Source organism: Pseudoroseomonas cervicalis (assembly GCF_030818485.1).
In the GTDB taxonomy this organism is placed as follows: Bacteria; Pseudomonadota; Alphaproteobacteria; order Acetobacterales; family Acetobacteraceae; genus Pseudoroseomonas; species Pseudoroseomonas cervicalis_A.
Map to the genome: position 1 here is coordinate 1327345 of NZ_JAUTAJ010000004.1, position 25805 is coordinate 1353149.

Consider the following 25805-nt stretch of genomic DNA (forward strand, 5'->3'; position numbering starts at 1 on the left):
GCCAGAGGTCACTCGGCGCCGCGCTGCGCCACCGGCCGCCCTTCGGCATCGACCACCGCCTCGCCATCCTCCTTGGCGAAGGCGCCGCGCTGCGGCCGGGGCAGGATGTCCAGCACCGTCTCCGAGGGCCGGCACAGCCGGACGCCGAGCGGCGTCACCACGATCGGCCGGTTGATCAGGATCGGGTGGGTGACCATGGCGTCGATCAGCTGCGAATCGCTCAGCGCCGGGTCGTCGAGGCCGAGCTCGGCATAGGGCGTGCCCTTCTGCCGCAGCACCACGCGCACCGGCACGCCCATCTGCCGGATCAGCTCGGCCAGCTGCGCGCGGGAGGGCGGGGTCTTCAGATACTCGACGATCTCCGGCGCCTCGCCGCTGTTGCGGATCAGCGCCAGGGTGTTGCGGGAGGTCCCGCAGGCCGGGTTGTGGTAGATGGTGATGCTCACGCGGGCGGTCCCTCGGCGGCGATGCGGGCGCGGCCGGCGGGCGCGCGGCGGCATCACAGCATCGCCGCGCCGCCAGGGCCAGCCCCGGCCCCAGCCGCCGCGGCGCCCGCCGGCTAGGCCGGCCGCGCGGCGCCGGGCGATGACCAGCGCGAAGGGGCCTCGCCCTCCAGCACGTCGCGGCCGGTGCGATGCGCCAGCGCCGCCATCAGCCGCGCGCCGCCGGCGCCCTCGGCCGCCGCGCCTTCCAGCCGGATCACCGCGCGCGGGTCCAGGCTGCGGCCAAGCGCCGCCAGCACCCAGCCGCGCGCCTCCAGCCCGGCCTCGGTCAGCTCGGCCTGGCCGAGCAGCAGCCGCCCGGCCTCGCCGCCGCCGCAGAGGCGCAGGCCGCGCAGCGGCGCGCGTTCCGCCGCCAGCTCGGCCAGCTGCAGCAGCCCGTCGCGCTGCGGGTCGAGCACCAGCACCGCCTCCTCCTCGCCGCAGGCGGCCAGGCGCAGCGTCCAGCCCGGGGCGCGCGGGTCCAGCACCAGCAGGGCGGGCGCCGCCGCGCTCTCCCGGCCTTCCGCCTGCCAGAGGGCGGAAAGCGGCGCCGGATCCGGCGCGGCGGGGCGGAGCAAGGCGTGTTGCGACATGGCGAATCCCTTCTGGTTCGCGGCGAGAATGGAACGGTTCAGTAAAGATATCCTTGATCCACCGCCGGGGCGAGACCGGTCTCCCCTGGCAGATTCCGGCAAATGCCGGAGGGCCCAGGCTTGCCCGGCGCGGCGCGGCCCGGCATCTCGGCCCGATGCAGGACATGGCGGCCGCCTTCTCGCTGGCGCTGGGGCTGATCGGCGGCGGCGACCGCGAATTCTGGGGCATCGTGGCGCTGTCGCTGCGGGTCTCGGGCAGCGCGGCGCTGGCCGCCTTCCTGCTCGGCGTGCCGCTGGCGGCGCTGCTGGCCATCGCCCGCTTCCGCGGCCGCGGCGGGCTGCTGCTGCTGGCCAATGCGCTGCTCGGCCTGCCGCCGGTGGTGGTGGGGCTGGCCTGCTACCTGCTGCTGTCGCGCAGCGGGCCGCTCGGCGCGCTGGGCTGGCTGTTCCAGCCGCAGGGCATGGTGCTGGCGCAGGCCCTGCTGGCGCTGCCCATCGTCACCGCGCTCGCCCATCGGGTGCTGGCGCCGCTCTGGGAGGAGGTGCGCGACCCCTTGCGCATCGACGGCGCCGGCCGGCTGCGCTGCGGCTATGAGCTGGCGCGGATGGGCCGGTCGGCGCTGGCCACCGTCTTCCTCGCCGCCTTCGGCCGCGCCATCGCCGAGGTCGGCGCCATCCTGATCGTCGGCGGCAATATCCGCGGCGAGACCCGCACCATGACCACCGCCATCGCGCTGGAGACGCAGAAGGGCGACCTGCCGCTGGCGCTGGCGCTCGGCCTGGTGCTGCTGCTGCTCTGCCTGGCGGTCAGCGCGCTGACGCTGCTGCTCGACCGGCGCGGCTGAATCGCTTTTCGCGGCGCGGGCGGCGGACTAGTCTCACGCGATCGGGAGGCCGCCGGGCCTGAGGAGACGAAAATCCATGCAACGCCGCCTGTTCCTGGGGGCCGCCGCGGGCGCGCTCGCCCTTCCCTATGTCGCGCGGGCGCAGAGCCTGCCGAAGATCACCATCGGCATGTCCGGCTGGACCGGCTTCGCGCCGCTGACGCTCGCCGAGCAGGCCGGGCTGTTCCGCGCCAATGGGCTCGATGTCGAGACCAAATTCGTGCCGCAGCGCGAGCGCAACCTGGCGCTGGCCGCCGGCGCGCTGAACTGCGTCGTCACCACGGTCGACACCATGATCCTGTGGGGCAGCACCATGCCGCTGGTGCAGGTGCTGGTGCTGGACAAGTCGAAGGGCGGCGACGGCATCGCCGTGCGCCCCTCGGTCACCAGCTGGGCCGGGCTGCGCGGCAAGACCGTGGCGGTCGACGGCCCCGGCACCACCCCCTATTTCACCCTGGCCTATATGCTGCGGGAGAACGGGATGTCGGTGAAGGACGTGCAGACCGCGACCCTGGCGCCGCAGCCCGCCGCCCAGGCCTTCGTCGCCGGCCAGTTCGACGCCTGCTCGACCTATGAGCCCTATCTCTCCCAGGTGCGCGCCATGGGCGAGGACAAGGGCCGCATCCTGGCCACCACCAGCCAGTATCCCTGTGTCGTCGACACCCTGGCCTTCAGCCCGGATTTCGTCGCGAAGAACGAGGCGGCGGTGCGGCTGATGGTGAAGAGCTGGTACGACGCCCTGGCGATGATCGAGCGCGAGCCGGAGAAATCCTTCGAGATCATGGGCAAGCGCGTCAACCAGTCGGCCGAGGCCTTCCGCGCCAGCGCCGCCTTCATCGACTGGCAGGACGCCGCCGAGAACCGCGCCTATGCCGCCGATGGCCTGCCGCAATTCATGGCCAAGGCGCTGGAGGTGCAGAAGGAGGCCGGCGTGCTGCGCCAGGCGCCGGATCTGGGCAAGCTGCTCGACACCCGCTTCCTGGCCGGTTGACGCCCGGCCGGGCCGCGCCGGCGCCGCGCGCCCCTGGCTGCATGTCCGGGGCTGCGCGCGCCCGGGGTTTCAGGCACGACGGGGCGGCGCCTGGGCCGCACCCGGCGGGTCGTCCCAGCCCTGGGTCGCCCCGGCGCCGGGGCGATCCGGCGCCGGCGTGGCGGCAGCCGAGCGCTGCGGCCGGGCCGCGTCGCGTGGCCGCGCGCCGCTTCCTCCTCCTTCCGGCGATTGATGCAGGCTTGCTGACCTTTCCGGTGCCCGCCAAGCTGCGCCTCCCGCCCCGCACATCCATGAGCGAGCCCCCTTGGAACCGCTGAAACCCATCCCCGCCGCGGCACGGATCGTCCTCGGCATCCTGTTCTTTGTCCTGTTCATCGGGCTGTGGGCGCTGGTCACGGCGACCGGCTTCGTGCAGCCGCTCTTCCTCGCCTCGCCCTGGCAGGCGCTGGCCTCCGGCTGGTCGCTGTTCACCGAGTACAATTTCGCCGGCGATATCGGCATGACGGTGTGGCGCGTGCTCGGCGGCTTCGTGCTGGCCAGCGCGATCGCCGTGCCGCTGGGCCTCGCCATGGGCGCCTACAAGGGCATCGAGGCCTTCTTCGAGCCCTTCATCTCCTTCGCCCGCTATTTGCCGGCCTCGGCCTTCATCCCGCTGCTGATCCTCTGGGCCGGCGTCGGCGAGGCGCAGAAACTGTCGGTCATCTTCCTCGGCAGCGTGTTCCAGATCGTCATCATGGTGGCCGTCATCGCCGGCGCCACGCGCATCGACCTGGTGGAGGCCGCCTACACGCTGGGCGCGCGCCAGGGCGGCATCCTGAAGCGCGTCATCATCCCGGCCGCGGCGCCGCAGGTGATGGAGGCGCTGCGCTTGGTGCTCGGCTGGGCCTGGACCTATGTGATCGTCGCCGAGCTGATCGGGGCGCAGAGCGGCATCGGCCACATGATCATGGACAGCCAGCGGCTGCTCGACACCGGGCAGATGATCTTCGGCATCGTCATCATCGGGCTGATCGGGCTGGTGACGGATTTCCTCTTCAAGGCGCTGAACCGGCGCCTGTTCCGCTGGGCGTCGCTGTGATGGCTGATCCTGTTTCCGGTGTCCGCGGCCTGTCGGTGCGCGGCCTCACCCGCTCCTTCCCCGGCCAGGGCCGCGCGGCGCCGACGCTCGCGCTGCAGCCCACCGATCTCGACGTCGCGCCGGGCGAGTTCGTCTCCATCCTCGGCCCCTCGGGCTGCGGCAAGTCGACGCTGCTGCGCATCGTGGCCGGGCTCGACCGCCCGACCGCCGGCGCGGTGACGCTGCATGGCCGGCCGGTGACGCGCCCGGGGCCGGACCGCGGCATGGTGTTCCAGTCCTACACCCTGTTCCCCTGGCTGACGGTTCGTCAGAACATTCTGTTCGGTTTGCAGGAGCGGCGGGTGCCGGAGCGCGAGGCGCAGGAGATCGCGGCGCGCTTCATCGCCCGCACCGGGCTGCGCGGCTTCGAGGATCATTGGCCACGCCAGCTCTCGGGCGGCATGCAGCAGCGCACCGCGCTGGCGCGCGCGCTGGCCAACGACCCCGACATCCTGCTGCTGGACGAGCCCTTCGGCGCGCTCGACCACCAGACGCGCGAGCTGATGCAGGAGCTGCTGCTGGAGGTCTGGGGCAGCGACACGCCGGAGACGCGCAAGACGGTGCTGTTCGTCACCCATGACATCGACGAGGCGGTGTTCCTGGCCAACCGCGTGCTGGTGATGTCGGCCCGCCCCGGCCGGGTGAAGGCCGAGGTGCCGGTGCCGCTGCCCTATCCGCGCGACTGGACGGTGAAGACCACACCCATCTTCGCCGAGCTGAAGGCCCGGCTGATGGCCGAGATCCGCGAGGAGGTGCGCAAGGCGGCGCTGGGCTGAAGGCTCAGGTGCCGGCCTGGCGCGGCGATCCGGCGCCGCGCCAGGCCAGCCAGAGATGCAGCGTCGGCAGCAGCAGGCCGAGGCCGCTGACCTGCACCGCCAGCAGCCAGGGCCAGCCCTGCAGGCCCAGCAGCCCCGGCATGCCCAGCGGCAGCGTCAGGGCCAGAGGCGGGATGGCCCAGGGCAGCGCGCGCAGCTGGCGGCGCGACAGCCCGGCCGGGCCGTGCCGCAGATAGCCGGTCGCCGCCTGCAGGAAATGCCAGATGGCATAGGCGCCGCAGAGCGGCAGCGCCGCCGCCAGCCCGCCCAGCAGCAGGGCCGAGCAGCCCATCCGCCAGCCCGACCTCGCCGGAGAAGCCATAGGTCGCGATCATCGCGCCCGTCATGGTCAGGACCGCGCCGAAGATGAACAGGATGTAGAGCGAGGGCAGCGCCAGCAGGAGCAGTTCGAACCCGAACAGCACCCGCAAGGCGAGGTCCCGGCGGCGCGGCATGCGCGGCTCCCCTGATGGCCCGGCGAGCTTCGCGGCGCCGGGGCAGCGCGTCAATTCAGGGCCGCGTCACCCTCCCGCCGGCGTGCCGGGCCGGACCGGGCGGCGCGACGGGCCATCCATGCGGGGCCATGCGCGGCCATCGGACCATTCCGGCCGGGCCATGGCGGCGGCTCCGGGCGAGGGATCGCCAACCCACCCGGCGCGTCACTTCTTGCGCCTGGCCTTGGCCGCCTCGCCGACCCGCAGCCCCTCGCCCGCCATGGCCGCGAGCCGCGCCGGCAGATTGGCCAGGATGGCGTCGCGATAGCCCGGCACCTTCTTCCACGCCTTGCGCTCCGGCTTGCTCATGCCGCAGCCGAGGCACCAGCCGCTCTCCTCGTCGAATTCGCACACCTTGATGCAGGGTCTGTCGCTCATGCCGCTCCCATCCGGCGCGAGGGCGCCTCTGCGCGCATATGGCCCCGCCCCCGCGAAGCGCTCCGCAGGGCAGCCATGCAACCGGCTTGTTCTGTTTTTGTTCTTTAACTAGGCTGGCCCTGCCCCTTCGCCCCGGAGACCCGTCATGACGCTCCCCGCCCCCGCCTGGCCGCTGGACCGCGAGGCCGCCCTGCAGACCCGGCTGCAGGAATGGCGCGGCTGGCAGATCCGCGCCCGCTGCGCCGAGGGCCCCTGCCCCGCCAACCGCGCCGTGCCGGTCGAGGAGATGCTGGAAGCGCGCGGCAACCTGCCGCTGCACGAGATGGCGGCCTTCCTGCGCTGCAGCGCCTGTGGCGCCGCCAGCGGGCAGGTGGCGCTGCTGCGCTGTTCCCGCGCCGGGCAGGTGATCCTGCCGCTGCGCGGCCGCGCCATGCCCTGAGGCCGGCCGATCCTTGGTGATTCCTTGGCAATTTCGGTTCATAAAAGAAATGAACTGGCCCGGACCGGATCGCCGGCATGCTGCTGCTGCCCCCATCCCCCGCGCTGCCGCGCGGCGCCCTGCGGCATGGCGTTGCGCGCCGCGGCGCCCTGCCGCGCCGCGGGCTGCTCACCGCCGGGGCCGGGCTGCTGGCACTGGCCGCCCTGCCCGGCGGCGGGCTGGACCTGGCCGAGGAATGGCAGGGCTTCAGGCGCCGCTTCCTGGCGCCGGAGGGCCGCATCCTCGATGACGGCCAGGGCGGCATCAGCCATTCCGAAGGCCAGGGCTACGGGCTGCTGATCGCCCTCGCCGCCGGCGACCGCGCCGCCTTCGAGCGCATCGCCGGCTGGACCGCCACGGCGCTGCGCCGCCCGCAGGATGCGCTGCATGCCTGGCGCCACGCCCCGGGCCAGCCGCCCGATGCCAACAATGCCAGCGATGGCGATCTGCTGATCGCCTGGGCGCTTCTGCAGGGCGCCGAGCGCTGGCGCCTGCCGGAGCTGCGCCGCCGCGCCGCCTCCATCGCCGCCGACCTGCTGCGCCTCTGCACGCTGGAGGTGGAGGGAAGGCTGCTGCTGCTGCCCGGTGCCCAGGGCTTCACCGATCGCGAGCGGGTGGTGATCAACCCCTCCTACTACGTCTTCCCGGCGCTGCAGGCGCTGGCGGGGCTGGGCCCGGCGGCGCCCTGGCGCCGGCTGGCGCAGGATGGCGCGGCGCTGCTGCGCCAGGCGCAGTTCGGCCGCTGGCACCTGCCGGCCGACTGGTTCGAGATCCCGCGCAGCGGCGGCCGCCCCAGCCTCAGCCGCGCCCATCTGCCGCGCTTCTCCTATGACGCACTGCGGGTGCCGCTGCATCTGGCCTGGGGCGGGCTGCGGCAGGAGCCGGCGCTGCGGGCGGCGGCGGATTTCTGGTACGACCCCGCCAATCCCTACCGCCCGGCCTGGGCCGATCTGCGCACCGACAGCATCGCCCCCTATGCGGCGACGCCGGGCATCCAGGCGGTGGCGCGGCTGGCGGCGCGCAGCGCCAGCGGCCAGGCCTCCACCCTGCGCCCGCCGCGCCCCTCGGAGGCCGAGGGCTATTACGGCGCGGTGCTCTGCTTCCTCTGCCATCTGGCGGAGCAGGAGGCGACGGCGCCGCTGCTCGGCTGAGGCGCCTGTCCGGGACGCGGGGATTGGGGGCGAAGAATTTGCGGCGGGCCCGCGCCGACAGGCCGCCCCGCCCGGCGCCGGGCTCGCCGCATCACCCCGCCGGCCGGAAGACGAGCATGGACAGGAGCGACACCTGCCGGCACCCCCGGCAGCGCCGCCGCCGCGCCGGAAGGCCATCCGCCGGACGACGCGCACGGCCCCTGGGCGCGGCAAGGCGCTGGACGAAGCCGCCGGGGGCGGCCAAAGCTGCCGCCATGCTGATCCCTGACACCATCCCCCGCGTCGCCCTGGTGACCGGCGGCGCCAGGCGGCTGGGCCGCGCCAGCGCGCTCGCCCTGGCCGGCGCCGGCTTCGACATCGCCCTGCATTACGGCCGCAGCCGGGAGGAGGCCGAGGCCACCGCCACGGAGATCCGCGGCCTCGGCCGCCGCGCCGCGCTGCTGCCGGCGGCGCTGGAGCGCGAGGCGGAGGTGGCGCGGCTGCTGCCCGAGGCCACCGCCGCGCTGGGCCCGGTCGGGGTGCTGCTGAACAACGCCTCCACCTTCGAGCGCGACGAATGGCACGACGCCACGCGGGAGAGCTGGGACCATCACATCGAGCCCAATCTGCGCGCGCCCTTCGTGCTGGCCCAGGCCTTCGCCCGCGCCCTGCCGGCGGCGGCCGAGGGGGTGGTGATCAACATGCTCGACCAGCGCGTCTGGTCGCTGACGCCGCATTTCGTCAGCTACAGCGTCTCCAAGGCCGGGCTCTGGGCGCTGACCCAGAGCCTGGCGCTGGCGCTGGCCCCGCGCATCCGGGTCAATGGCATCGGCCCCGGCCCGGCCATCCCGAGCCCGCGCCAGAGCCCCGAGCAATTCGCCGCGCAATGCGCCAGCACGCCGCTCGGCCGCGGCACGGGGCCGGAGGAGGTGGCGCGCGCCGTGCTCGCCATCCTGTCGCTGCCGGCGATGACCGGGCAGATGATCGCGCTCGATGGCGGGCAGCATCTGCAATGGTCGCCTTCGCGCGGCCAGGGGCTGCCGGAATGAGCTACGCCCCGGATGCCGCGCGCGGGCTGCGGCGCATCGTGGTGCGCGGCCTGGCGGTGGAGGCGCGCATCGGCATCTACCCGCATGAGGAGGCGGCGCCGCAGCGCGTGCGCATCGATGTCGAGCTGCTGGCCGAGGACGACGCCGCGCCGCATGGCGTGGGCGAGGACCGGCTGGAGCGGGTGGTGGATTACGAGGCGGTGGCCAACACCGCGCGCCGCATCGCCCTCGATGGCCATGTGCGCCTGGCCGAGACGCTGGCCGAGCGCATCGCCTGCGCCGTGCTGGAGGGCGATGCGCGGATCGTGGCCGCCCGGGTGACGGTGGAGAAGCCCGACATCATCGCGGATGTCGCCGCGGTCGGCGTGACGGTGGAGCGGCTGCGGCGGGCCGGGCCGGGGTGAGAGCGGCGCCTCCCGCCCGCGTGATCGCTGGAAACCGCGCGGGATCAAGGGGATGCACGACATGTCCCCAACCCTGTCCACGCCTCTGTCCACGGAAACGGTGGAAAACTCGGCCTGCCGCCGCTTTCGCCCGCCCTGTGCTGCACTGCACAGAGGATGGGCAGAGCCGGCCGCCACCGGCGGCAGAGGGGCGCCGCCGCAGCGCCCCGGCCGGGCTTGTGGGGCATGGCCAGGGCCGCGCCGGGCGCCACCGCGCGATTCGCGGCGGGGCCGGGCGGCCGCCCCCGTCACGCGGTTGTGAGCAAAATTCTCTTGCCCTGCCGGGATTTGTCCACCGCTCGTTCCGCAGCCGGGCGTCCCGTCCTCGCGTCAATCGCATTGTTGCTCTTGACGCCTTGTCACACTGTGGTTTTTCAGCATTTCGTTTAAAATCAGATACTTAGTGAAATGCCCAAACTCTGGGCATCCTCGTGTGACCCGCAGATGACAGCGATTTAGAAGGGTTAACCCCAGCCTCGTCCACAGACTTATCCACAGCTTCGGTGGACAAGTCTGGCGCCCTCTTGAGCGGCGGCCTCCGGCATGGTTCATCCTGGCCATGCAGGATCGCCCCCCCGAGGAGCCGGCCCCCGAACAGCGCGCCCCCGACGACGCCACCCCCGAAGCCGGGGCCGCCGAGGCGCGGCCGGAGGCCGGGCCGCCGCAGCCGGGCAGCGACCCGGACGCGCCGGTGATGGAGGGCGTCGCCGTGATCGAGGCGGCGCTGGCCACCATGCCCTTCGCCCCGGGCGTCTACCGCATGCTCGATGCCAAGGGCGACGCGCTCTATGTCGGCAAGGCGCGCAGCCTGAAGAAGCGTGTGGTGTCCTACACCCAGCTCTCCCGCCTGCCCGAGCGGCTGCGCCGCATGGTGCACGCCACCCGCCGCATGGAGATCATCACCACCGGCAGCGAGGCCGAGGCCCTGCTGCTGGAAGCCAATCTGATCAAGAAGCTGCGGCCGCGCTTCAACATCGTCCTGCGCGACGACAAATCCTATCCCTGGCTGGTGATCACCGAGGACCATGCCTATCCGCAGATCGCCAAGCATCGCGGCGAGAAGCGCAAGGGCGCCAGCTATTGGGGCCCCTTCGCCAGCGCCTGGGCGGTCGACCAGACGCTGACCGCGCTGCAGAAGGTCTTCCTCCTGCGCTCCTGCCGCGACACGGTGTTCGACAGCCGCGACCGGCCCTGCCTGCTGCACCAGATCAAGCGCTGCGCCGCCCCCTGCGTCGGCCGCATCAGCGAGGCCGACTATGCCGGGCTGGTGCGCGACGCGAAGAAATTCCTGTCAGGCGAGACGCCCTCGATCCAGAAGGCGCTGGCGAAGGAGATGGAGCAGGCGGCCGAATCGCTGGAATTCGAGCGCGCCGCGGCCTTGCGCGACCGCATCCGCGGCCTGACCCATGTGCAGGGGCAGAACGCCATCAACCTCGACGGCGTGGGCGATGCCGATGTCGTGGCGCTGCACCAGATCGCCGGCCAGTCCTGCGTGCAGGTCTTCTTCTTCCGGGGCGGGCGGAACAATGGCAACCGCTCCTTCTTCCCCTCGCATCTGAAGGATGATGCCGAGCCGGAGGAGGTGCTCTCCGCCTTCCTGACCCAGCTCTATGACGATCTGCCGCCGCCGCCGCTGGTGCTGCTCTCGCACGCCCTGCCGGATGCCGGGCTGATCGCCGAGGCGCTGACGCTGAAGGCCGGGCGCAAGGTGGAGCTGCACGCGCCGCAGCGTGGCGAGAAGCGCCAGGCCGTCGAGCACGCCGCCACCAATGCGCGGGAGGCGCTGGAGCGGCGCCTGGCCGAGGGCACCGCCCAGGTGGCGCTGCTGGAGGGGGTGGCCAGGCTGTTCGACCTGCCGGAGCCGCCGCGCCGCATCGAGATCTACGACAACAGCCATATCCAGGGCAGCCATGCCTATGGCGTGATGGTGGTGGCGGGGCCCGAGGGCTTCATGAAGAACGCCTACCGCAAATACGCCATCCAGGGCGGCGGCACGGGGCGCGCGGCCGCCACCCAGGGCCCGGGCCCCAGCGCCGCCCTGCCGCAGGCGGCGGCGGAGGCGCCCCCCCGCGATCCGGGCGATGTCGCCCCGGCCCTGCCCGGCGCCACACCGCCGCGCATCCCCGCCGCCCTGGTGGCCGAGGTGGCGGGCGCCCTGAAGGAAACCCGTCCGGCGGGGGGTGGCGACCGCATCGCCAGCGGCGGCGGCGATGATTTCGCCATGATGCGCGAGGTGTTCGAGCGCCGCTTCGGCCGCGCCCTGAAGGAGGACCCCGAGCGCCAGGGCGAGGGCTGGCCCGACCTGGTGCTGATCGATGGCGGCGCCGGCCAGCTCTCCGCGGCGCGCGAGGTGATGGCGGAGCTCGGCCTCGGCGACCTCAACCTGGTGGCGGTGGCCAAGGGGCCGGATCGCGATGCGGGGCGCGAATGGTTCCACCGCGACGGCCACCCGCCGCTGCAGCTGCCGCCGCGCGACCCGGTGCTGTACTATCTGCAAAGGCTGCGCGACGAGGCGCACCGCTTCGCCATCACCACCCATCGCGCCGGCCGCAGCAAGGCGATCACCCGCAGCGAGCTGGACGAGATCCCCGGCGTCGGCAGCGCCATCAAGCGGCGGCTGCTGAACCATTTCGGCTCGGCGCGCGGGGTGCGGCAGGCGGGGCTCGAGGATCTGCAGAACTGTCCCGGCATCGGCCCGTCTATGGCGGTGCGCATCCATGAGCATTTCCACCCTGGCGCGGCCGGGGCTAATTTGGGAAAGGCAGCATCGGGAAAACGCCCGGGCCGCACAGCGGGAAGAGAGTGACCTTGCCCACCGACCTGCCGAATCTCCTCACCCTCTCGCGCATCGCGGCCGTGCCGGTGCTGGTGCTGCTGGCGGCGCTGCGGCTGCCCTGGGCCGATGTCGCGGCCTGCGCGCTGTTCGCCGCCGCCGCCATCACCGATTATTTCGACGGCAAGATCGCCCGCGAGCGGCAGCTGATCTCGGCCTTCGGCCGCATGCTGGACCCGATCGCCGACAAGCTGCTGGTGGCCGCCGCGCTGATGCTGCTGGCGGGGCTGGAACGGCTGTCGCTGCTCGGCCTGCTGCCGGCCATCGTCATCATGCTGCGGGAGATCCTGGTCTCCGGCCTGCGCGAATATCTGGCCGGGCTCGCCGTCGGCCTGCCGGTGACGAAACTCGCCAAGTGGAAGACCGGGGTGCAGATGACCGCGCTGCCGGTGCTGCTGGCCGGCGATACGGGGGCAAGGGCGCTCGGCCTCGGCTTCCTGCCGCTGGGCTGGATCGGCGAGGCGCTGCTCTGGCTGGCCGCGGCGCTGACGCTGGTGACCGGCTGGGACTATCTGCGCGCCGGGCTGCGCCATGCCGAGCAGCAGGACATGGCGAGAACCGCGCCGCCCAAGGAACTCTCCCGCCCTTGAGGCGTAGAGGGGCCAGACCATCTTCACGGTGACAGGACAGGAGGGGCGCATGGCCCGCGACGTGATCGGCACCATTCCCAGCCAGCGGGACCGCGGCGGCCTCGCCCGGCTCGCCGGGCTGGCCCTGCTGGCCGGGCTCACCGGCTGCGGCGCCTCCTCCTTCACCGGGGCGCGCGACACCGTGCCGACCGACAGCCTGACCGCCCAGCGCATCCTGGGCCAGCCGGTCGAGGTGCCGCCGCTGCTGCCGGTCGCCGGCAATGTCTGGCCGGCGGGCGAGGAAACCCGCCGCGCCACCCTGGCCGACCCCGAGGTGCGCCCGGCCGATCCGCTCGCCGTGCCGCAGCCCCTGCCCCGCCAGCAGCGCGGCAGCTCCACCCCGCCGGACCTGCTGGCGCCGGGCACCAATGTCGGCGCCACCCCGCCCAATTTCGCCACGCCGGCCGAGCCGCCGCCGCCCCCGCCGCCGCGCCGCGACGGGCGCGTCATCCCGACGCCGCAGGGCCCGGCGGTGACCACCGGCGGCGGCGCCGGCTACAGCACCTACACCACCCCGGGCGGCGGCTCCGGCATCGCCATCCCGCAGGGCGGCACCACGACGCTGCTGGGCCAGGACGGCACCGTGCGCCAGGTGCCGACGCCGCGCTGATGGCCGTCGACATCCTCTATTTCGCCTGGGTGCGGCAGAAGGTCGGCAAGGGGGCGGAGCGCGTCGCGCTGCCCCCCGGCACGCATGACATCGCCGGGCTGATCGCGCATCTGGCGGCGCTGAGCCCCGGCCATGCCGAGGCCTTCGCCCATGCGAAGCAGATCCGCGCCGCGGTGAACCAGGATTTCGTGACCCCCGCCCATCCGGTGAAGGATGGTGACGAGGTGGCCTTCTTCCCGCCCGTGACCGGTGGCTGAGATGGCGCGCATCCTGGTGCAGGAGGCCGCCTTCGACATGGCGGCGGAGATGGCGGCGCTGTCCGCCGGCCGGGTCGATGTCGGCGGTGTCGCCAGCTTCGTCGGCATCTGCCGCGCCGATGACGGGCTGCGCGCGCTGGTGCTGGAACACTATCCCGGCATGACGGAAAAGGCGCTCTCCCGCATCGCCGCCGAGGCGGAGCGGCGCTGGCCGCTGACCGGCTGCACGGTGATCCATCGCGTCGGGCGGATCCTGCCCGGGGAGCCGATCGTGCTGGTGCTGGCAGCCTCCGCCCACCGCGCCGCGGCGCTGGAGGCCTCTGCCTTCCTGATCGACTGGCTCAAGACCGGCGCGCCCTTCTGGAAGCGCGAGGAACTGGCCGACGGGTCGGAGCGCTGGGTGGAGGCGAAGGAGAGCGACGACGCGGCGGCGGAGAAGTGGAAGGCAGGGGGCTCCGCCCCCCTCTGACGCAGTGCGTCAGAGCCCGCCAGGTTGACAGGGTCCCCCCGGACCCCGCCATCAGTGTGGCGGCCCGCCTGGCCGGGAGACGGCGGCAGCCTGACAGAAAAAGATGATGGGGGTCTGGGGGAAGAATTCTTTCTTCCCCCGATCTTTCATCTAAAGGTCTGCTTGAGGCCTTCTGTTAACTCCCTCGGCTCCACGCCCAGTTCGCTCCGCATCGGCGCGATGTCGAAATCCTTGTCCTCGGTCAGGCGGCGGATCTCGTCCGGGCCGATCTCGGGCAGGAAGGGCAGCAGGCGGGTGAGCGGCGCCAGGGCGCGCAGCGGCGCCGCCGGCATGGGCAGGATGGGCGGCACGCGCACCCCGGCGGCACGCGCCACGGCGGCCAGGAAGTCGCGATAGGCCACGGGCCGCGGCCCGGCGATGACCATCGCCTGCGGCGCGTCCCAGTCGCGCTGCAGGGCGGCGACCAGGCAGGCGGTGACGTCATCCTGGTGGATCGGCTGCACCAGGGCCCGGCCGCCGCCGGGCAGCGGCGCCACCGGCAGGCGCCGCAGCAGGGCGGCCAGGCGCTGGACGTTGTTCTCGCCCTCGGCGCCATAGATCATGGTCGGGTGCAGCATCACGCCCGGGCGGCCGCTGGCGAGCAGCGCCGCCTCCCCCGCCCGCACGCCGTCGCCATGCGCATCCGGCCAGCGGGAGAAGCGGCGGGTGGAGCCCATCAGCACCACCGGCGCGCCCTCCGGCGCGGCGGCCAGGATGGCGCCGGCCCAGCGCGCATGGGCGCCGCTGGCGACGCGCCCGGCGCCGGAGAGCGCGGCGCGCAGGGCGGCGGCATCCTCCAGCCTGGCCAGGCGCGGCGTGCCGGGCAGGCCGGTGGCCGCCCAGCGCGCCGCGTCGCGCACCACGGGGATGAAGGGCAGGCCGCGCGCCGCCAGCGCCCGGCACAGGGCCGAGCCCGAGCGGCCCGAGGCACCGATGATGGCGACCGGGCCGTCCGGCGCCACCGGCATCAGAGGCCGGCGGCCTGGCGCAGCCGCGCCTCGGCGCGGGCGCGGCCGATGACGGGCAGGAAGAGCCGCAGCTCCGGCCCATGCTCCTCGCCGGTCAGCGCCCGGCGCAGCGGCAGGAACAGCGCCTTGCCCTTGCGGCCGGTGGCGTTGCCCAGCGCCTTCACCCAATTGCCCCAGGTGTCGTCACCCCAGGGCTCGGGCGGCAGGCGGTCGAGCGCCTGGCGCAGGAACTCCGCCTCCTCCGGCTGGTGCGGGACGGAGAGCGGGCCGTGCGCGACCTCCCACCAGTCGCGCGCCTCGGCCAGCAGGTCGAGATTGCCGCGGATGGACAGCCAGAAGGCCTCGTCGGCGCCCTCCGGCAGGCGGTCCTTCACCGTGGCGTAGTCCAGCCCGTGCAGGTAGCGGCGGTTGAGGCCGAGCAGCTGGGCCGGGTCGAAGCGCGCCGTGCTCTTCGAGATGCGCGACAGGTCGAAGCCCGCCACCAGCCCGGCCGCCGGCGCCGCCACCGGATCGGCGGAGGAGCCGAGGGCAGCGAGGTAGCCGACCAGCGCCGCCGGCTCGATGCCGTCGCGGCGCAGCTGGCGCAGCCCCATCGAGCCCAGGCGCTTGGAGAGCGGCCCGCCATCGGCATCGGTCAGCAGCGGCAGATGCGCGAAGCGGATGGCGCAGGGCCGGCCCGAAAGGGCTTCCAGGATGTCGATCTGCACGCCGGTGTTGGTGACGTGGTCCTCGCCGCGGATGATGTGGGTGATGCCCGTCTCGAGATCGTCCACCACCGAGGTGAAGGTGTAGAGGAAGGAGCCATCGGCGCGGATCAGAACGGGATCGGAGATTGGCGGCAGCTTCACCTGGCGGCGGCCGAGCACGCCATCCTGCCATTCGACGCTGCGCATGCCGAGCTTGAAGCGCCAATAGGGCGTCTTGCCATTGGCCAGCGCGCGCTCGAGCTGTTCCGGCGTCATCTTCAGCGCGGCGCGGTCATAGACCGGCGGGCGGCCCTGCTTCTGGCGCTGCTCGCGCTTGAAGCGCAGCTCCTCCTCGGATTCGAAGCAGGGATACAGCAGGCCGCTTTTTTTCAGTTTTTCGGCGGCAGCCTCATAGCGCTCCAGCCGGTCGGACTGGCGGAAACTCTCATCCCAGTCGAGGCCGAGCCAGCGCAGATCCTCCTCGATGCCGGAGGCGTATTCGGGCTTGCTGCGCTCGGTGTCGGTGTCGTCGAAGCGCAGGATGAAGCGGCCGCCCTGCTGGCGGGCGACCAGCCAATTGGCCACCGCGACGCGGGCATTGCCGACATGCAGATAGCCGGTCGGGCTCGGGGCGAAGCGCAGCCTCATGCCTCGTCCTCCGCCTCGTCCTCATCCTGGCGGCGGGGGTCGAGCACGCGCCAGTTGCGCTCCTCCCGGTCCTTCACCGGCCTGGCCGCGAAATCCTGGATCTCGGCGCCGGAGGACCAGCCCTGGCCACCGGGGCCGCCGGTCACCTCGGCATCCTCGCCGAAGGCGAACCAGGCGGCCAGCACCTCGTCCGGGGTCAGGCCGGCGGCGCGGCAGCGCTCGACGCTGTCGCGCACATAGCGGCGGGCGAAGGCATTGGCCTGGGCGAGCGTCTGGAAGCCGCGGATGGTCTCCACCGGCTCCGCGCCATTGCCGCCGGAGAGGTCGCGGATGCGCACGCTGTAGCCGCCCGGCGGCGCGAAGATGGAGGTGTCGAAATCGCCGCTCATGGGAAGGGGCTTGTCATTCCGTCGCTGAAGGGGTCGGGCCCGCAGGGGCGCCGGGAGAGGCAGGGCCCCGGCGGGGCCAGGCGGCGCGTGTAGGACGCCGCCGCCACGCGCTGCCACAGCCGCGCGGCCTCCGCCGGGTCGTAGCCGCCCGAAGCGGCCGCGTCCACCGGTGCGGCATGGCGGGTGAGCAGCGCGGCCAGCGACGCCTCCAGCGCCGGGTCGGGCGGCAGGGGCGGCGGCAGGGCGCGATGGGCGGCGAGGGCGGCGAGTTCGGCGCGGAACAGGTCGCGGAAGGGGGCGTGGTCGCCGGGGGGCGCGGCCTCGCCCAGCGCCAGGGCGGTGCGGTCGAGCGGGGTCAGGCGCAAGGCGGGTCCCTCGCCCGCGTTTGTGCCCGCCGCCGCTGCCAGGGCCGCCAGCAAGGGTTGGTCCGGCGCGGCCTCGGCGCGGGGGCGGCGGCTTTCGCGCAGGGCGGCGCGCAGGGCCAGAATCAGGGCCTGCCAGAGTTCTTCCAGCGGCGCGGCGGGGGGTGGCAGGGGAAGGGGCGGGCTGGTCCAGCCTTCCTCGCCCTCCTCCCACGCCATCAGCAGCGGCGCGGCCGCGAAGCGAGGCAGAAGGGCCAGCAGGCGGCGATCGGCGCGGAGGGCGAAGGCGCCGCCAGCCCAGACCCGTGCCCCCCAGGCGCCCAACGGAGAGACGCCCAGCATCGGCAGGCCGGTCTCCACCACACGCGGCACGGCGGCGTCCACCGCGGCATCCCCGGCCTCGCGCATGAAGGGCGCGCCGGCCAGATGCAGCAGCAGCTCGGCCCCGGTCTCGGCCAGGGTCTCGGCGATGGCGGGGTCGGTCGCCTCCGCCCCGCTCATCACGCCGAGGCGGAGGGAGCGGAACACCATCGGCCCCGGCGCCGGGCCAGGGGTGAAGAGGGCGGCGCCGGGCTCGGCCGGGTGGAACAGATGCCGGGCGCGGCGGGTGAGCACCCTGCCCTCGCCCAGCAGGACAACGCCCTGGCGCGGCACGCCGCCCTCCAGCCAGAAGCTGCCCGTCAGGATGCCGGGGCCAGCGCCACCGGTGTGGCCCGCGAGCGCCGCCAGCCAGGCCTCCTCCGCCGCCAGCCCGGCGGGCCAGGCGGCGCGGGCGAAACCGGGCGGGTGCAGCCCGGCGCGCTCGGCCGGCAGCACCAGCAGGTCGGCCGCGGGCAGGGTGTCGGGCAGGCCGGCGGGGCAGAGGGCGATGCGCATGCTCAGCGCCCCCGCAGCACGCCGAGCGCCATGCCCAGCGAGACCAGCGCCACCCCGGCCAGCCCCAGCGGCCCCAGCGCCTCCCCCAGCAGCGGCCAGGCGGCCAGGGCCGAGAGCGCCGGGGTCAGCGCGGTGATGGTGGTGGTCAGCGCGCCGCCCAGCGCCACCACGGCGCGGGAGAACAGGAAGCCCGCCACCACCACGGCGACGAAGCCCTGATAGAGGAACTGGTAGGCGATGGCGCCCGGCGCGGCCTCGGCCAGCTGGGAGGGCAGGAACAGCGCCCAGAGCGGCAGGTAGAGAAAGGGCGGGTAGAGGGCGAGCACGGTGGTGGCGGTGATGGCCGGCACCCGCCAGCGCCGCAGCAGCACGGTGAACACCGCCCAGGACAGGCTGCCGGCCAGGAACAGCAGATCGCCCCGCCAGGCGCCGGGATAGGCGGCGAAGGTGTCGGAGGCCAGCAGCGCGATGCCCATCCCCACCACGCCGAGCGAGAGCAGGCGCTGGCGCGAGAAGCCCTCGCCCAGCCAGAGGGCGGCCAGCAGCGCGGTGGCGAAGGGCAGCGTGCCGGTCAGCAGCACCCCGGCATGGGCGGCCGGCGCAAAGCTGAAGCCCCAATAGGCGGCGAGCGGGAATCCGAACGCCGCCCCCGCCGTCAGCCCGGCGATCTGGTGGAAGGGCAGGCGCGGCCAGCCGAAGCGCCAGGCCAGCGCCAGCCCGGCCAGCAGCGAGCCGGCATAGCGCAGCGCGCCGACATCCCAGGGGGTGAAGGCCTGGCGGGCGGAGAGCCGGCCGGACAGCGCGAAGCCGGCCCAGACCAGCACCACGGCGAAGGCGCAGGCCAGGCCGATGGCGCGCTCCCGCCCCTGGCCGGACTGGGGGGCGGGATGGGGCGGGGCGGCGGGGAGGGCGGCGGACTCGGCGGGCATGGCAGCGACCCTAGCCCCGGCGGCGCGCGGCGCGAACCGGGGTGCGGCGGCCCCGTCCCCGGCGGACCATCCCCCGGTTGCAAGAAGAAGCCGGCAAAACACCGCCGCGCGGCAGGTTACCCACCGAATACTGCGTGATTCTGTTCTGCCGGGGGCAAGGACAGCGCCGCCGGCCGGGGTGGATGCTGCGGCGCGGTGAAAACACGGGCAGACTCGGGTCTTGCCTCTTGCGGCGGGATTTGCCCGCGCGATATGCCCTCCCTTGTGGTGTGGGCATCCGGCTTCACCCAAGATCTGGGTGGCCCTGTCCCCCTCAGAGGGAAGGAGGTGCCGCGATGTCCGGCCTGCAGACCGTCGACCGCGACCGTTCCGCCAATCCGCTGGATGTCCTGGAGCAGATCGTCGCCGCCAATGAGTGGGTGTTCGAGCGACGCTCGGATGGCGAGATGGCGGCCGAGGCCCCCGGCAAATGGTGCGATTACGGGCTGTTCTTCTCCTGGTCGCAGGAGATCAGCGCCATGCACTTCACCTGCGCCTTCGACCTGAAGGTGCCCGCCAATCGCCGCGCGCCGCTCTATGAATTGCTGGCGCTGGCCAATGAGAAGCTGTGGATCGGTCATTTCGGCCTGGACAGCGAGGATGGCGCGCCGGTCTACCGGCACGCCGTGCTGCTGCGCGGCGCCCCGGGCGCCAGCGCCGAAAGCCTGGAGGACATGGTGGATATCGCCATCACCGAATGCGAGCGCTTCTTTCCCGCCTTCCAGTTCGTGCTCTGGGGCGGCAAGCCGCCCTCCGAGGCGCTGGCGGCCGCCATGCTCGATTGCGTGGGCGAGGCCTGAGCCATGGCCGAGACCCTTCCGCCGATCCTGCTGGTCGGCTGCGGCAAGATGGGCGGCGCCATGCTGGAGGGCTGGCTGGAGCGCGGCGTCGAGCAGGTGGTGGTGGTCGAGCCGCACCCGCCCGCCACCGCCGGCTTCGAGGGCCGCGTGACGCTCTGCACCGATGTGACGCAGATCCCGGAGAAGTTCCGCCCCGCCGCCATCGTGCTGGCGACCAAGCCGCAGCAGGCCGAGGCCGCGCTGCCCGGCTTCGCCCGGCATGCCGCCGCGGGGGCGCTGGTGGTGTCGATCATGGCCGGCAAGACGGTGGCGGGCATGACCGCGCTGCTGGGCGGCCAGGCGCATATCGTGCGCGCCATGCCGAACACCCCGGCGGCGGTGCGCCAGGGCTTCACCTGCGCCTATCCCGGCCCCGGCGTGACGAGCGAGCAGGTGGCGCTGTGCGACGCGCTGCTCTCGGCCATTGGCGAGGTGGCCTGGCTCACGGATGAGGCGCTGATCGACCCGGTCACCGCCGTCTCCGGCGGCGGGCCGGCCTATGTCTTCCTGCTGGCCGAGGTGCTGGAGCAGGCGGCGATCGAGCAGGGCCTGCCGCCGGAGCTCGCCCGCCGCATGGCGCGGCGCACCGTGGCCGGCTCCGGCGCGCTGCTGGCGGCGAGCGAGGAGGATGCGGCGCAGCTGCGCCGCAACGTCACCAGCCCGAAGGGCACCACCGAGCGGGCGCTGGCCGTGCTGATGGCAACCGACGCCTGGCCGAAGCTGATGTCCGAGGCGATCGCCGCCGCCACCGCCCGCTCGCGCGAGCTGGCGCAGTAGCGCGGCCGCCGGGGCCGTGCCGGTGGGCGCGGCCCTGGCCTGGCGGGGCCGGGATGCCCCTTTGCCCGCCCGGCCGCGTCGCCATCCGGCCGTCCCGTGATGCCCCCGCGATGGTGTGGCATTCTGCCGCTGCCTGCCTCCTTCCCGGCTCCTCAGCGGCAGCGCCCCGAAGCGCCCAACGGCCGCCGCATCCCGTGGGTGCCCGCGCGAAGGCGTCGCCTTCCGCCACTGCCCACTCCCCGCTCCCCGGCGCCCCACCTCCCCACCAGACCGGGTCCACCCCGCAGCGTCCCGCCGCGACACCCGACGGCGGCAGCCCGAAAGACAGGAAAAAAGATGGTCGAGCTGGGGGAGGCGCACCATTCTTGGGGCATGAGCGACAGCACCACCACCTCCCCTGCCCTCGACGACAATGCCCTGATGGATGCGCTCTGGTCCCTGGTGGCCGAGCGTGGCTGGAACGGCTTCACCCTGCCCGAGCTGGCGGAGCGGGCCGGTATCACCCTGCCGGCGCTGCGCGCCGTGGCGCCGGTCAAATTCGCCCTGCTCTGCCGCCATGCGCGGCTGGTGGACCAGGCGGTGGCGGCCGATGCCGGGCTGAACCCCGGCGGCAGCCCGCGCGACCGCATCTTCGACGTGCTGATGCGCCGCATCGACGCGCTGCAGCCGCATCGCGACGGGCTGATCCGCTTCGGCCGCGAGATGCGCCGCGACCCGCTGCTGAGCCTGGCGCTGGCGCCGGTGCTGGCGGCCTCGATGAGCTGGATGCTGGAAGCCGCGCGCATCTCCGCCTGCGGCCCGGCCGGGCTGCTGCGGGTGAAGGGGCTGTCGGCGGTGTGGATCGCCACGCTGCGCGCCTGGGAGCAGGATGAGAGCATGGATCTCGGCCCCACCATGGCGGCGCTGGACCGCGCGCTGGACAAGGCCGAGCGCGTGGCGCGCCTGTTCCGCCTGGATGGCGGCGAGCCCGCCCCCGCCGCGCCGCCGCCCGCCGCCGGCCCCGCGCCCGAGATCGTGACCTGAGGCGCAACACCATCCTTCCGCCCCGCGCCCGGAACCGCTTCCGGGCGCCGCCGGGCCGGGGCTAGACTGCGGCCGAATCACCAGGAACGGGAGAGAACGTGATGTCGGACGGGCCCAAGCTGACGCCGGAGATGGACATCATGCGGATGCTCTCGGAATTCCGACTGCCGGTCATGCCGGATATGGAAAGCCTGGCCGCGGCGCAGCGCCGCAATTTCGAGGCGCTCTCGGCCGCCAACAGGATCGCGCTGGAAGGCGCCCAGGCCGTGGCCCGCCGGCACATGGAGATCCTGCAGCAATCCATGTCCGAGATGACCAGCGCCATGCAGGGCGTGACCCAGGGCGACAGCCCGCAGGACAAGGCGGCCAAGCAGGCCGAGCTGCTGAAGGCCACCTATGGCCGGGCGGTGACCAACCTGCAGGAGATCGCCGACATGATCCAGAAATCGAACACCGAGGCGCTGTCCCTGCTCAACAAGCGCTTCGCCGAGGCCATGGACGAAGTCCAAAAACTCATGGCCCAGAAATGATTCTTTCGGGCTGCCGCCGCCCCGTGGAAAAGCGGGACGCGGCGGGCCGGAGGGTTTGAGGGTGGCGAGCGGGTCCTTCGGGGCCCGCTCTTTTTTACGCCGGCAGGCGCAGGCGGGCGCGCAGCCCGCCCAGCGGGCTCGCCTCCAGCGCGATGTCGCCGCCATGCGCGCGGGCGATGTCGCGGGCGATCGCCAGGCCGAGGCCGGTGCCGCCGGCGGAGAAGCTGGTGAAGGGGCGGAAGGCCTCCTCGCGCGAGGCCTCGGGGATGCCCGGCCCGTCGTCATCGACGGTGACGAAGACCCAGCGCCCGGCGGCGCGGCCGCCCTCCTGCCGCGGCGCCTCGGCCAGGCCGAGCGCGATGCGCCGCGCATGCCGCCGCGCATTGTCCAGCAGATTGCCCAGGCAGCGCCGCAGCGCATCCACCCGCAGCGGCAGCACCAGCGCCTCCGGCCCCTCGATGCTGACGGCGGCGCCGTCGCGCCGGGCGCGCTCGGCCAGGTCGCGCAGCAGCTCGGCGAGATCCGCGGGCTGGGTCTGCTCCAGCCCCTCGCCGCGGGCGAAGGCCAGATAGGTGGCAATCATCCGCTCCATCTCCGCCACATCCTCGGTCATGGCGGCGGCATCCTCCTCGGTGCCGGGCGGCAGCATGGCCAGGCCCAGGCGCAGCCGCGTCAGCGGCGTGCGCAGATCGTGGCTGATGCCGGCCAGCATCTCCGTCCGCTGGCTGACGAAGCGGCGGATGCGGTTCTGCATCTGGTTGAAGGCAGCGGCCGCCTGCCGCACCTCCGACGCGCCCTCGGGCTTGATCGGCCCGAGCTCGCGCCCCAGCCCGAACGCCTCCGCCGCGCTGGCCAGGCGGCGGATGGCGCGCACCTGGTTCTTCATGAACAGCGCGGCGACGATGAACAGCAGCAGCGAGGTGCCGACCAGCCACAGCACGAACAGGTAGAGCGTGCCGAAGAACAGGCGCTTCCTCGGCGCCTCCACATGCAGCACGCCATCCGGAAGCTGCACGCGGATGATCACGCTGCGCGGATCCGATTGCCAGTCGGTGTCGAAGGGCAGGCCGACACGCTCGCGCAGCGCCTGGGAGAGGTCATCCTCCAGCGGCAGGATCGGCATCCAGCTGCCACCGCGCTGCCCGGGCAGGCCGAGGCTGGCATTGGGCTCGAAGGCCAGGGACAGGTCCAGCCGCCAGGCCGCCTCGCGGAAGATCCAGTCGCGCTCGCTGACGATGGGGTGGCGCGCCAGCAGCTCCACCACCATGCCGACATCGCCCGCGACACCGCCGGCCAGCCGGCGGGAGATGACGTCGAGATGCCCGCCATAGAACAGCTGCAGGGCGACGCCCTGCAGGATCAGCAGCGGCAGCAGGATGATCAGCAGCGCCCGGCCCAGCAGCCCGCGCGGCAGCAGCCAGCGCAAGGGGGTCGCCAGCAGGCGAAGGGCGGGACGCAGGGGGGGCGGCGTCGGCTTCATGCGCTGGGCATAGAGCGCGGACGCACAGGGCCCAAGGGAAATTCCTGGGGAGGCTCTGCCTCCCCAGCCCCCTCGGCCGGGGGGACAGGGTCCCCCCGGACCCCGCCATCCGTCTGGCGCCACTGAAGGCGGGGTCCGGGGTGGCCCTGCCACCCCGGCGGGGTCCAGGGGCAGAGCCCCTGGCCTTCTAGGTCCCAGGCTTCAGCACATAGCCCCGGTGCCGCACCGTCTGCAGGAAGCGCGGCTCGCGCGGGTCGGGCTCGATCTTGCGGCGCAGGCGGGTCACCTGCACATCCACCGCGCGCTCCCCCGCCTCCGGCGTGCCCAGCGCGGCGGCGATCTCCTCGCGCGTCAGCACCTCCCCGGCGCGGCGGGCCAGCGCCGAGAGCAGCGCCGCCTCGCCCCCGGTCAGCCGGTGCGTGCCGTCCTGGCCGCGCAGCTCGCCACGCTCCGGGTCGAACCAGTGCCGGCCGAGCTGCACCGGCGCCAGCGGCAGGCTGGCCGGCAGCGCCGGCGCGGCGCGCTTCAGGATGGTGCGGATGCGCAAGGCCAGCTCGCGCGGGTCGAAGGGCTTGGCCAGGTAGTCATCGGCACCGCGCTCGAACCCCGCGATGCGGTCATCCGGCGCGCCGGCGGCGGTCAGCATCAGGATCGGCACCTCCTGCCCCTCCCGCCGCAGCCCCTCGGTCAGGTCCAGGCCGGATTCGCCCGGCATCATCACGTCCAGCACCAGCAGGTCGAAGGCCATGGAATGCAGCGCCTGGCGGGCCGCGGCGGCATCCGCCGCGGCGGTCACCCGGAAGCCCTGCTCGGAGAGGAAACGCTGCAGCAGGTTGCGCAGGCGGGCATCGTCATCGACCACCAGCAGATGCGGCTCGGCGCTGCTCCCGCTCATGCCGCGCTCCGCTTGCCGCCCGGGGTGCCGCCCGGTGTTCCGCCGGGCGCCCCGCCGGGCACCCCGCCGGGCGCGCGATCGAGCTGCGCCCGCGCCTCCGGCCCCATCAGCCCGCGCATGACGCGGCGGAAGCCCTCCACCGCCACCGGCCCGGCCTCGCGATAGGCGCGCATCACCCATTCGCGCTGCCGCTCGAACAGCCGGCGCTCCAGCGCCTCGCCCTTCTCGGTCAGCGACAGCAGGCGCTGGCGGCGGTCGTTGCGGCCGGGCGCCTGGGTGACATAGCCCTCCTCCACCAGCGGCGTCAGCACGCGGCCGAGCGACTGCTTGGTGATGCCGAGGATGGCCAGCAGCTCCCCCACGGTGATGCCGGGGCGGCGGCCGACGAAATGCAGCACCCGGTGATGCGCGCGGCCCATGCCGAGCTCGGCCAGCAGCGCATCCGGCCCCGCGGTGAAGTCGCGATAGCCGAAGAACAGCAGGTCCTGGGCGAGCCGCAGCTCCTCCTCACGCAGGAAGAGGAGCTGGCGGCCAGCCCCCACCGGCTTGGCGTCCGCCGCATCCGACATGGCCGGCATGCTTCCGTGTTGGGTCAGCTTCATTGACACATATTCGCTGGAAGTTTTACCGTCACGACATTACGCGCAATGATATTGCGTGAACAGACCTTGGAGGATGGCACACATGGCGCTGGTTCCTTTCGACGACCGCGACGGCTGGATCTGGATGGACGGGCAGATGCTTCCCTGGCGGGATGCGAAGCTGCACGTCCTGACCCACGGGCTGCATTATGCCAGCGGCGTGTTCGAGGGCGAGCGTGCCTATGCGGGAAATATCTTCAAGCTGCGTGAGCATACCGATCGCCTGATCGCCTCCGGCCGCATCCTGGGCTTCGAGATCCCCTACACCGCCGAGGAGATCGACGCCGCCTGCATCGCGGTGATGCAGAAGAACGGGCTGACGGATGCCTATGTGCGCCCGCTGGCCTGGCGCGGCTCGGAGATGCTGGCGGTGTCGGCGCAGCAGACCAGGATCCATCTGGCCATCGCCACCTGGGCCTGGCCGAACTTGTTCGGCGACAACCGCATGAAGGGCGTGCGGCTCGGCATGGCCCCCTGGCGGCGCCCGGCGCCCGACACGGCGCCGACCGCCTCCAAGGCCGCCGGCCTGTACATGATCGGCACCCTGTCCAAGCACGCCGCCGAGGCGCAGGGCTTCGACGACGCGCTGATGCTGGATTTCAAGGGCGACGTGGCCGAGGCGACCGGCGCCAATGCCTTCTTCGTCTTCGATGGCGAGCTGCACACGCCGACGCCGATCTGCTTCCTGGACGGCATCACCCGCCGCACGGTGATGGGCCTGGCCAAGCAGCGCCAGATCAAGGTGGTGGAGCGCACCATCGCCGCCGAGGAGCTGGGCCGCGCCAGCGAGGTCTTCCTGGCCGGCACCGCCGCCGAGGTGACGCCGGTGCGCGCCATCGCCGGCTTCGAATACACGCCGGGCGCGATCACCGAGACGCTGCTGAAGGATTATGAGGCGCTGGTGCGGATGAGCCCGGAAGAAGTCGCCCGCCGCGCGGCCTAAGAAGAGAAAGGGTTCTTTTTTGTAAAAAAGAACCAAAAAACTTCTGTCAGTTGGCGTCCCGCTTCAGGCCTGAGGCGGGACGCCAAACT

30 protein-coding genes are annotated in these 25805 nt (G+C 73.1%); 18 read left to right on the forward strand and 12 right to left on the reverse strand.

All coding sequences use genetic code 11. The features are described 5' to 3' along the window. Positions 1 to 8: 8 nt before the first annotated feature. The gene (arsC, locus tag QE401_RS10035) at positions 9 to 446 is read right to left on the reverse strand and encodes an arsenate reductase (glutaredoxin) (protein ID WP_307138067.1); all 438 of its coding nucleotides are present in this window, start codon (positions 444 to 446) and stop codon (positions 9 to 11) included. Between the two features lie 113 nt (positions 447 to 559). Next, the gene (locus tag QE401_RS10040) at positions 560 to 1075 is read right to left on the reverse strand and encodes a DUF4347 domain-containing protein (RefSeq protein WP_307138068.1); all 516 of its coding nucleotides are present in this window, start codon (positions 1073 to 1075) and stop codon (positions 560 to 562) included. 155 nt (positions 1076 to 1230) lie between these two features. Between QE401_RS10040 and QE401_RS10045 the strand changes: the two genes are divergently transcribed. From QE401_RS10045 to QE401_RS10060, 4 genes are all read left to right on the forward strand, one after another. After that, positions 1231 to 1920, forward strand: coding sequence for an ABC transporter permease (locus QE401_RS10045; RefSeq protein WP_307138069.1), 690 nt, complete (start codon positions 1231 to 1233; stop codon positions 1918 to 1920). A 76-nt stretch (positions 1921 to 1996) separates the two neighbouring features. After that, positions 1997 to 2950 (forward strand): ABC transporter substrate-binding protein, encoded by a 954-nt coding sequence (locus QE401_RS10050; RefSeq protein WP_307138070.1) that lies wholly within the window; start codon positions 1997 to 1999, stop codon positions 2948 to 2950. Positions 2951 to 3254: 304 nt separating this feature from the next. Further along, positions 3255 to 4028 carry an ABC transporter permease gene (locus QE401_RS10055; RefSeq protein WP_307138071.1) on the forward strand — a complete coding sequence of 258 codons (774 nt, stop codon included), beginning with the start codon at positions 3255 to 3257 and terminating at the stop codon, positions 4026 to 4028. Further along, entirely contained in the window at positions 4028 to 4843 is an 816-nt protein-coding gene (locus QE401_RS10060) for an ABC transporter ATP-binding protein (RefSeq protein WP_307138072.1), read from the forward strand. The genes QE401_RS10055 and QE401_RS10060 overlap by 1 nt, the downstream gene beginning before the upstream one ends. A 4-nt stretch (positions 4844 to 4847) precedes the next feature. On the opposite strand, the gene QE401_RS10065 is transcribed toward QE401_RS10060, so the two are convergent. Beyond that, positions 4848 to 5204, reverse strand: a complete 357-nt coding sequence (locus QE401_RS10065; protein WP_307138073.1) for a hypothetical protein — start codon at positions 5202 to 5204, stop codon at positions 4848 to 4850. Positions 5205 to 5541: 337 nt separating this feature from the next. After that, positions 5542 to 5754: a DUF1289 domain-containing protein gene (locus tag QE401_RS10070; protein WP_307138074.1), complete on the reverse strand. Its 213-nt coding sequence runs from the start codon at positions 5752 to 5754 to the stop codon at positions 5542 to 5544. A 145-nt stretch (positions 5755 to 5899) separates the two neighbouring features. Here QE401_RS10070 and QE401_RS10075 point away from each other — a divergent pair, with 145 nt between their 5' ends. The 9 genes from QE401_RS10075 (at position 5900) to QE401_RS10115 (ending at position 13652) form a co-directional block, all read left to right on the forward strand. After that, positions 5900 to 6193, forward strand: coding sequence for a hypothetical protein (locus tag QE401_RS10075; protein ID WP_307138075.1), 294 nt, complete (start codon positions 5900 to 5902; stop codon positions 6191 to 6193). 77 nt (positions 6194 to 6270) lie between these two features. Then, positions 6271 to 7383: a family 8 glycosyl hydrolase gene (locus tag QE401_RS10080; protein ID WP_307138076.1), complete on the forward strand. Its 1113-nt coding sequence runs from the start codon at positions 6271 to 6273 to the stop codon at positions 7381 to 7383. A gap of 254 nt (positions 7384 to 7637) precedes the next feature. Next, the gene (locus QE401_RS10085) at positions 7638 to 8411 is read left to right on the forward strand and encodes an SDR family oxidoreductase (RefSeq protein ID WP_307138077.1); all 774 of its coding nucleotides are present in this window, start codon (positions 7638 to 7640) and stop codon (positions 8409 to 8411) included. After that, complete coding sequence (locus QE401_RS10090) at positions 8408 to 8815, forward strand: dihydroneopterin aldolase (RefSeq protein ID WP_307138078.1); 408 nt, start codon at positions 8408 to 8410, stop codon at positions 8813 to 8815. The genes QE401_RS10085 and QE401_RS10090 overlap by 4 nt, the downstream gene beginning before the upstream one ends. Before the next feature lie 733 nt (positions 8816 to 9548). Then, complete coding sequence (uvrC, locus tag QE401_RS10095; RefSeq protein ID WP_475638100.1) at positions 9549 to 11660, forward strand: excinuclease ABC subunit UvrC; 2112 nt, start codon at positions 9549 to 9551, stop codon at positions 11658 to 11660. A gap of 2 nt (positions 11661 to 11662) precedes the next feature. Next, the gene (gene pgsA / locus QE401_RS10100; protein ID WP_307138080.1) at positions 11663 to 12277 is read left to right on the forward strand and encodes a CDP-diacylglycerol--glycerol-3-phosphate 3-phosphatidyltransferase; all 615 of its coding nucleotides are present in this window, start codon (positions 11663 to 11665) and stop codon (positions 12275 to 12277) included. Between the two features lie 49 nt (positions 12278 to 12326). Further along, positions 12327 to 12926, forward strand: coding sequence for a hypothetical protein (locus QE401_RS10105; protein ID WP_307138081.1), 600 nt, complete (start codon positions 12327 to 12329; stop codon positions 12924 to 12926). After that, entirely contained in the window at positions 12926 to 13183 is a 258-nt protein-coding gene (gene moaD / locus QE401_RS10110) for a molybdopterin converting factor subunit 1 (RefSeq protein WP_307138082.1), read from the forward strand. Before QE401_RS10105 ends, moaD begins: the two co-directional genes overlap by 1 nt. 1 nt (position 13184) lies before the next feature. Continuing rightward, entirely contained in the window at positions 13185 to 13652 is a 468-nt protein-coding gene (locus QE401_RS10115) for a molybdenum cofactor biosynthesis protein MoaE (RefSeq protein WP_307138083.1), read from the forward strand. A gap of 146 nt (positions 13653 to 13798) precedes the next feature. Here QE401_RS10115 and QE401_RS10120 read toward each other — a convergent pair whose 3' ends face one another. Genes QE401_RS10120 through QE401_RS10140 form a run of 5 tightly spaced genes read right to left on the reverse strand, consistent with a single transcriptional unit; the run spans position 13799 to position 18549 of the window. Further along, a complete protein-coding gene (locus tag QE401_RS10120) occupies positions 13799 to 14659 on the reverse strand; it encodes an SDR family oxidoreductase (protein WP_307138084.1) in 861 nt (286 codons plus the stop codon). After that, a complete protein-coding gene (gene gltX, locus QE401_RS10125) occupies positions 14659 to 15993 on the reverse strand; it encodes a glutamate--tRNA ligase (protein ID WP_307138085.1) in 1335 nt (444 codons plus the stop codon). The genes QE401_RS10120 and gltX overlap by 1 nt, the downstream gene beginning before the upstream one ends. Next, entirely contained in the window at positions 15990 to 16382 is a 393-nt protein-coding gene (locus tag QE401_RS10130; RefSeq protein ID WP_307138086.1) for a hypothetical protein, read from the reverse strand. The genes gltX and QE401_RS10130 overlap by 4 nt, the downstream gene beginning before the upstream one ends. Then, the gene (locus tag QE401_RS10135; RefSeq protein ID WP_307138087.1) at positions 16379 to 17620 is read right to left on the reverse strand and encodes an NAD(+) synthetase; all 1242 of its coding nucleotides are present in this window, start codon (positions 17618 to 17620) and stop codon (positions 16379 to 16381) included. Before QE401_RS10135 ends, QE401_RS10130 begins: the two co-directional genes overlap by 4 nt. Before the next feature lie 2 nt (positions 17621 to 17622). Then, entirely contained in the window at positions 17623 to 18549 is a 927-nt protein-coding gene (locus tag QE401_RS10140) for a DMT family transporter (RefSeq protein ID WP_307138088.1), read from the reverse strand. 335 nt (positions 18550 to 18884) lie between these two features. Here QE401_RS10140 and QE401_RS10145 point away from each other — a divergent pair, with 335 nt between their 5' ends. The 4 genes from QE401_RS10145 to QE401_RS10160 all read left to right on the forward strand — a co-directional run bounded on the left by QE401_RS10145 (position 18885) and on the right by QE401_RS10160 (position 21757). Beyond that, positions 18885 to 19388, forward strand: coding sequence for a type III secretion system chaperone family protein (locus tag QE401_RS10145; RefSeq protein ID WP_307138089.1), 504 nt, complete (start codon positions 18885 to 18887; stop codon positions 19386 to 19388). 3 nt (positions 19389 to 19391) lie between these two features. Next, entirely contained in the window at positions 19392 to 20204 is an 813-nt protein-coding gene (gene proC, locus QE401_RS10150) for a pyrroline-5-carboxylate reductase (RefSeq protein ID WP_307138090.1), read from the forward strand. Positions 20205 to 20540: 336 nt separating this feature from the next. Continuing rightward, positions 20541 to 21227: a TetR family transcriptional regulator gene (locus tag QE401_RS10155; RefSeq protein ID WP_307138091.1), complete on the forward strand. Its 687-nt coding sequence runs from the start codon at positions 20541 to 20543 to the stop codon at positions 21225 to 21227. A gap of 101 nt (positions 21228 to 21328) precedes the next feature. Then, a complete protein-coding gene (locus tag QE401_RS10160; RefSeq protein ID WP_307138092.1) occupies positions 21329 to 21757 on the forward strand; it encodes a phasin family protein in 429 nt (142 codons plus the stop codon). Positions 21758 to 21851: 94 nt separating this feature from the next. Here QE401_RS10160 and QE401_RS10165 read toward each other — a convergent pair whose 3' ends face one another. The 3 genes from QE401_RS10165 to QE401_RS10175 form a co-directional block, all read right to left on the reverse strand. Then, positions 21852 to 23237 (reverse strand): ATP-binding protein, encoded by a 1386-nt coding sequence (locus tag QE401_RS10165; RefSeq protein WP_307138093.1) that lies wholly within the window; start codon positions 23235 to 23237, stop codon positions 21852 to 21854. Between the two features lie 187 nt (positions 23238 to 23424). Next, positions 23425 to 24132, reverse strand: coding sequence for a response regulator (locus QE401_RS10170; RefSeq protein ID WP_307138094.1), 708 nt, complete (start codon positions 24130 to 24132; stop codon positions 23425 to 23427). After that, positions 24129 to 24701: a MarR family winged helix-turn-helix transcriptional regulator gene (locus tag QE401_RS10175; protein ID WP_307140219.1), complete on the reverse strand. Its 573-nt coding sequence runs from the start codon at positions 24699 to 24701 to the stop codon at positions 24129 to 24131. Before QE401_RS10175 ends, QE401_RS10170 begins: the two co-directional genes overlap by 4 nt. Before the next feature lie 115 nt (positions 24702 to 24816). Between QE401_RS10175 and QE401_RS10180 the strand changes: the two genes are divergently transcribed. Then, complete coding sequence (locus QE401_RS10180) at positions 24817 to 25716, forward strand: branched-chain amino acid aminotransferase (RefSeq protein ID WP_271134893.1); 900 nt, start codon at positions 24817 to 24819, stop codon at positions 25714 to 25716. The last annotated feature ends 89 nt before the right edge of the window (positions 25717 to 25805 follow it).

Coding starts and splice junctions, on each gene's coding strand:
- QE401_RS10040 (WP_307138068.1), bottom strand. CDS start 1,075: ATGTCGCAACACGCCTTGCTCCGCCCCGCCGCGCCGGATCCGGCGCCG.
- QE401_RS10045 (WP_307138069.1), top strand. CDS start 1,231: ATGCAGGACATGGCGGCCGCCTTCTCGCTGGCGCTGGGGCTGATCGGC.
- QE401_RS10050 (WP_307138070.1), top strand. CDS start 1,997: ATGCAACGCCGCCTGTTCCTGGGGGCCGCCGCGGGCGCGCTCGCCCTT.
- QE401_RS10060 (WP_307138072.1), top strand. CDS start 4,028: ATGGCTGATCCTGTTTCCGGTGTCCGCGGCCTGTCGGTGCGCGGCCTC.
- QE401_RS10065 (WP_307138073.1), bottom strand. CDS start 5,204: ATGGCTTCTCCGGCGAGGTCGGGCTGGCGGATGGGCTGCTCGGCCCTG.
- QE401_RS10070 (WP_307138074.1), bottom strand. CDS start 5,754: ATGAGCGACAGACCCTGCATCAAGGTGTGCGAATTCGACGAGGAGAGC.
- QE401_RS10075 (WP_307138075.1), top strand. CDS start 5,900: ATGACGCTCCCCGCCCCCGCCTGGCCGCTGGACCGCGAGGCCGCCCTG.
- QE401_RS10080 (WP_307138076.1), top strand. CDS start 6,271: ATGCTGCTGCTGCCCCCATCCCCCGCGCTGCCGCGCGGCGCCCTGCGG.
- QE401_RS10085 (WP_307138077.1), top strand. CDS start 7,638: ATGCTGATCCCTGACACCATCCCCCGCGTCGCCCTGGTGACCGGCGGC.
- QE401_RS10090 (WP_307138078.1), top strand. CDS start 8,408: ATGAGCTACGCCCCGGATGCCGCGCGCGGGCTGCGGCGCATCGTGGTG.
- uvrC (WP_475638100.1), top strand. CDS start 9,549: ATGGAGGGCGTCGCCGTGATCGAGGCGGCGCTGGCCACCATGCCCTTC.
- QE401_RS10105 (WP_307138081.1), top strand. CDS start 12,327: ATGGCCCGCGACGTGATCGGCACCATTCCCAGCCAGCGGGACCGCGGC.
- moaD (WP_307138082.1), top strand. CDS start 12,926: ATGGCCGTCGACATCCTCTATTTCGCCTGGGTGCGGCAGAAGGTCGGC.
- QE401_RS10115 (WP_307138083.1), top strand. CDS start 13,185: ATGGCGCGCATCCTGGTGCAGGAGGCCGCCTTCGACATGGCGGCGGAG.
- QE401_RS10120 (WP_307138084.1), bottom strand. CDS start 14,659: ATGCCGGTGGCGCCGGACGGCCCGGTCGCCATCATCGGTGCCTCGGGC.
- gltX (WP_307138085.1), bottom strand. CDS start 15,993: ATGAGGCTGCGCTTCGCCCCGAGCCCGACCGGCTATCTGCATGTCGGC.
- QE401_RS10130 (WP_307138086.1), bottom strand. CDS start 16,382: ATGAGCGGCGATTTCGACACCTCCATCTTCGCGCCGCCGGGCGGCTAC.
- QE401_RS10135 (WP_307138087.1), bottom strand. CDS start 17,620: ATGCGCATCGCCCTCTGCCCCGCCGGCCTGCCCGACACCCTGCCCGCG.
- QE401_RS10140 (WP_307138088.1), bottom strand. CDS start 18,549: ATGCCCGCCGAGTCCGCCGCCCTCCCCGCCGCCCCGCCCCATCCCGCC.
- QE401_RS10145 (WP_307138089.1), top strand. CDS start 18,885: ATGTCCGGCCTGCAGACCGTCGACCGCGACCGTTCCGCCAATCCGCTG.
- proC (WP_307138090.1), top strand. CDS start 19,392: ATGGCCGAGACCCTTCCGCCGATCCTGCTGGTCGGCTGCGGCAAGATG.
- QE401_RS10155 (WP_307138091.1), top strand. CDS start 20,541: ATGGTCGAGCTGGGGGAGGCGCACCATTCTTGGGGCATGAGCGACAGC.
- QE401_RS10160 (WP_307138092.1), top strand. CDS start 21,329: ATGTCGGACGGGCCCAAGCTGACGCCGGAGATGGACATCATGCGGATG.
- QE401_RS10165 (WP_307138093.1), bottom strand. CDS start 23,237: ATGAAGCCGACGCCGCCCCCCCTGCGTCCCGCCCTTCGCCTGCTGGCG.
- QE401_RS10170 (WP_307138094.1), bottom strand. CDS start 24,132: ATGAGCGGGAGCAGCGCCGAGCCGCATCTGCTGGTGGTCGATGACGAT.
- QE401_RS10175 (WP_307140219.1), bottom strand. CDS start 24,701: ATGTCGGATGCGGCGGACGCCAAGCCGGTGGGGGCTGGCCGCCAGCTC.
- QE401_RS10180 (WP_271134893.1), top strand. CDS start 24,817: ATGGCGCTGGTTCCTTTCGACGACCGCGACGGCTGGATCTGGATGGAC.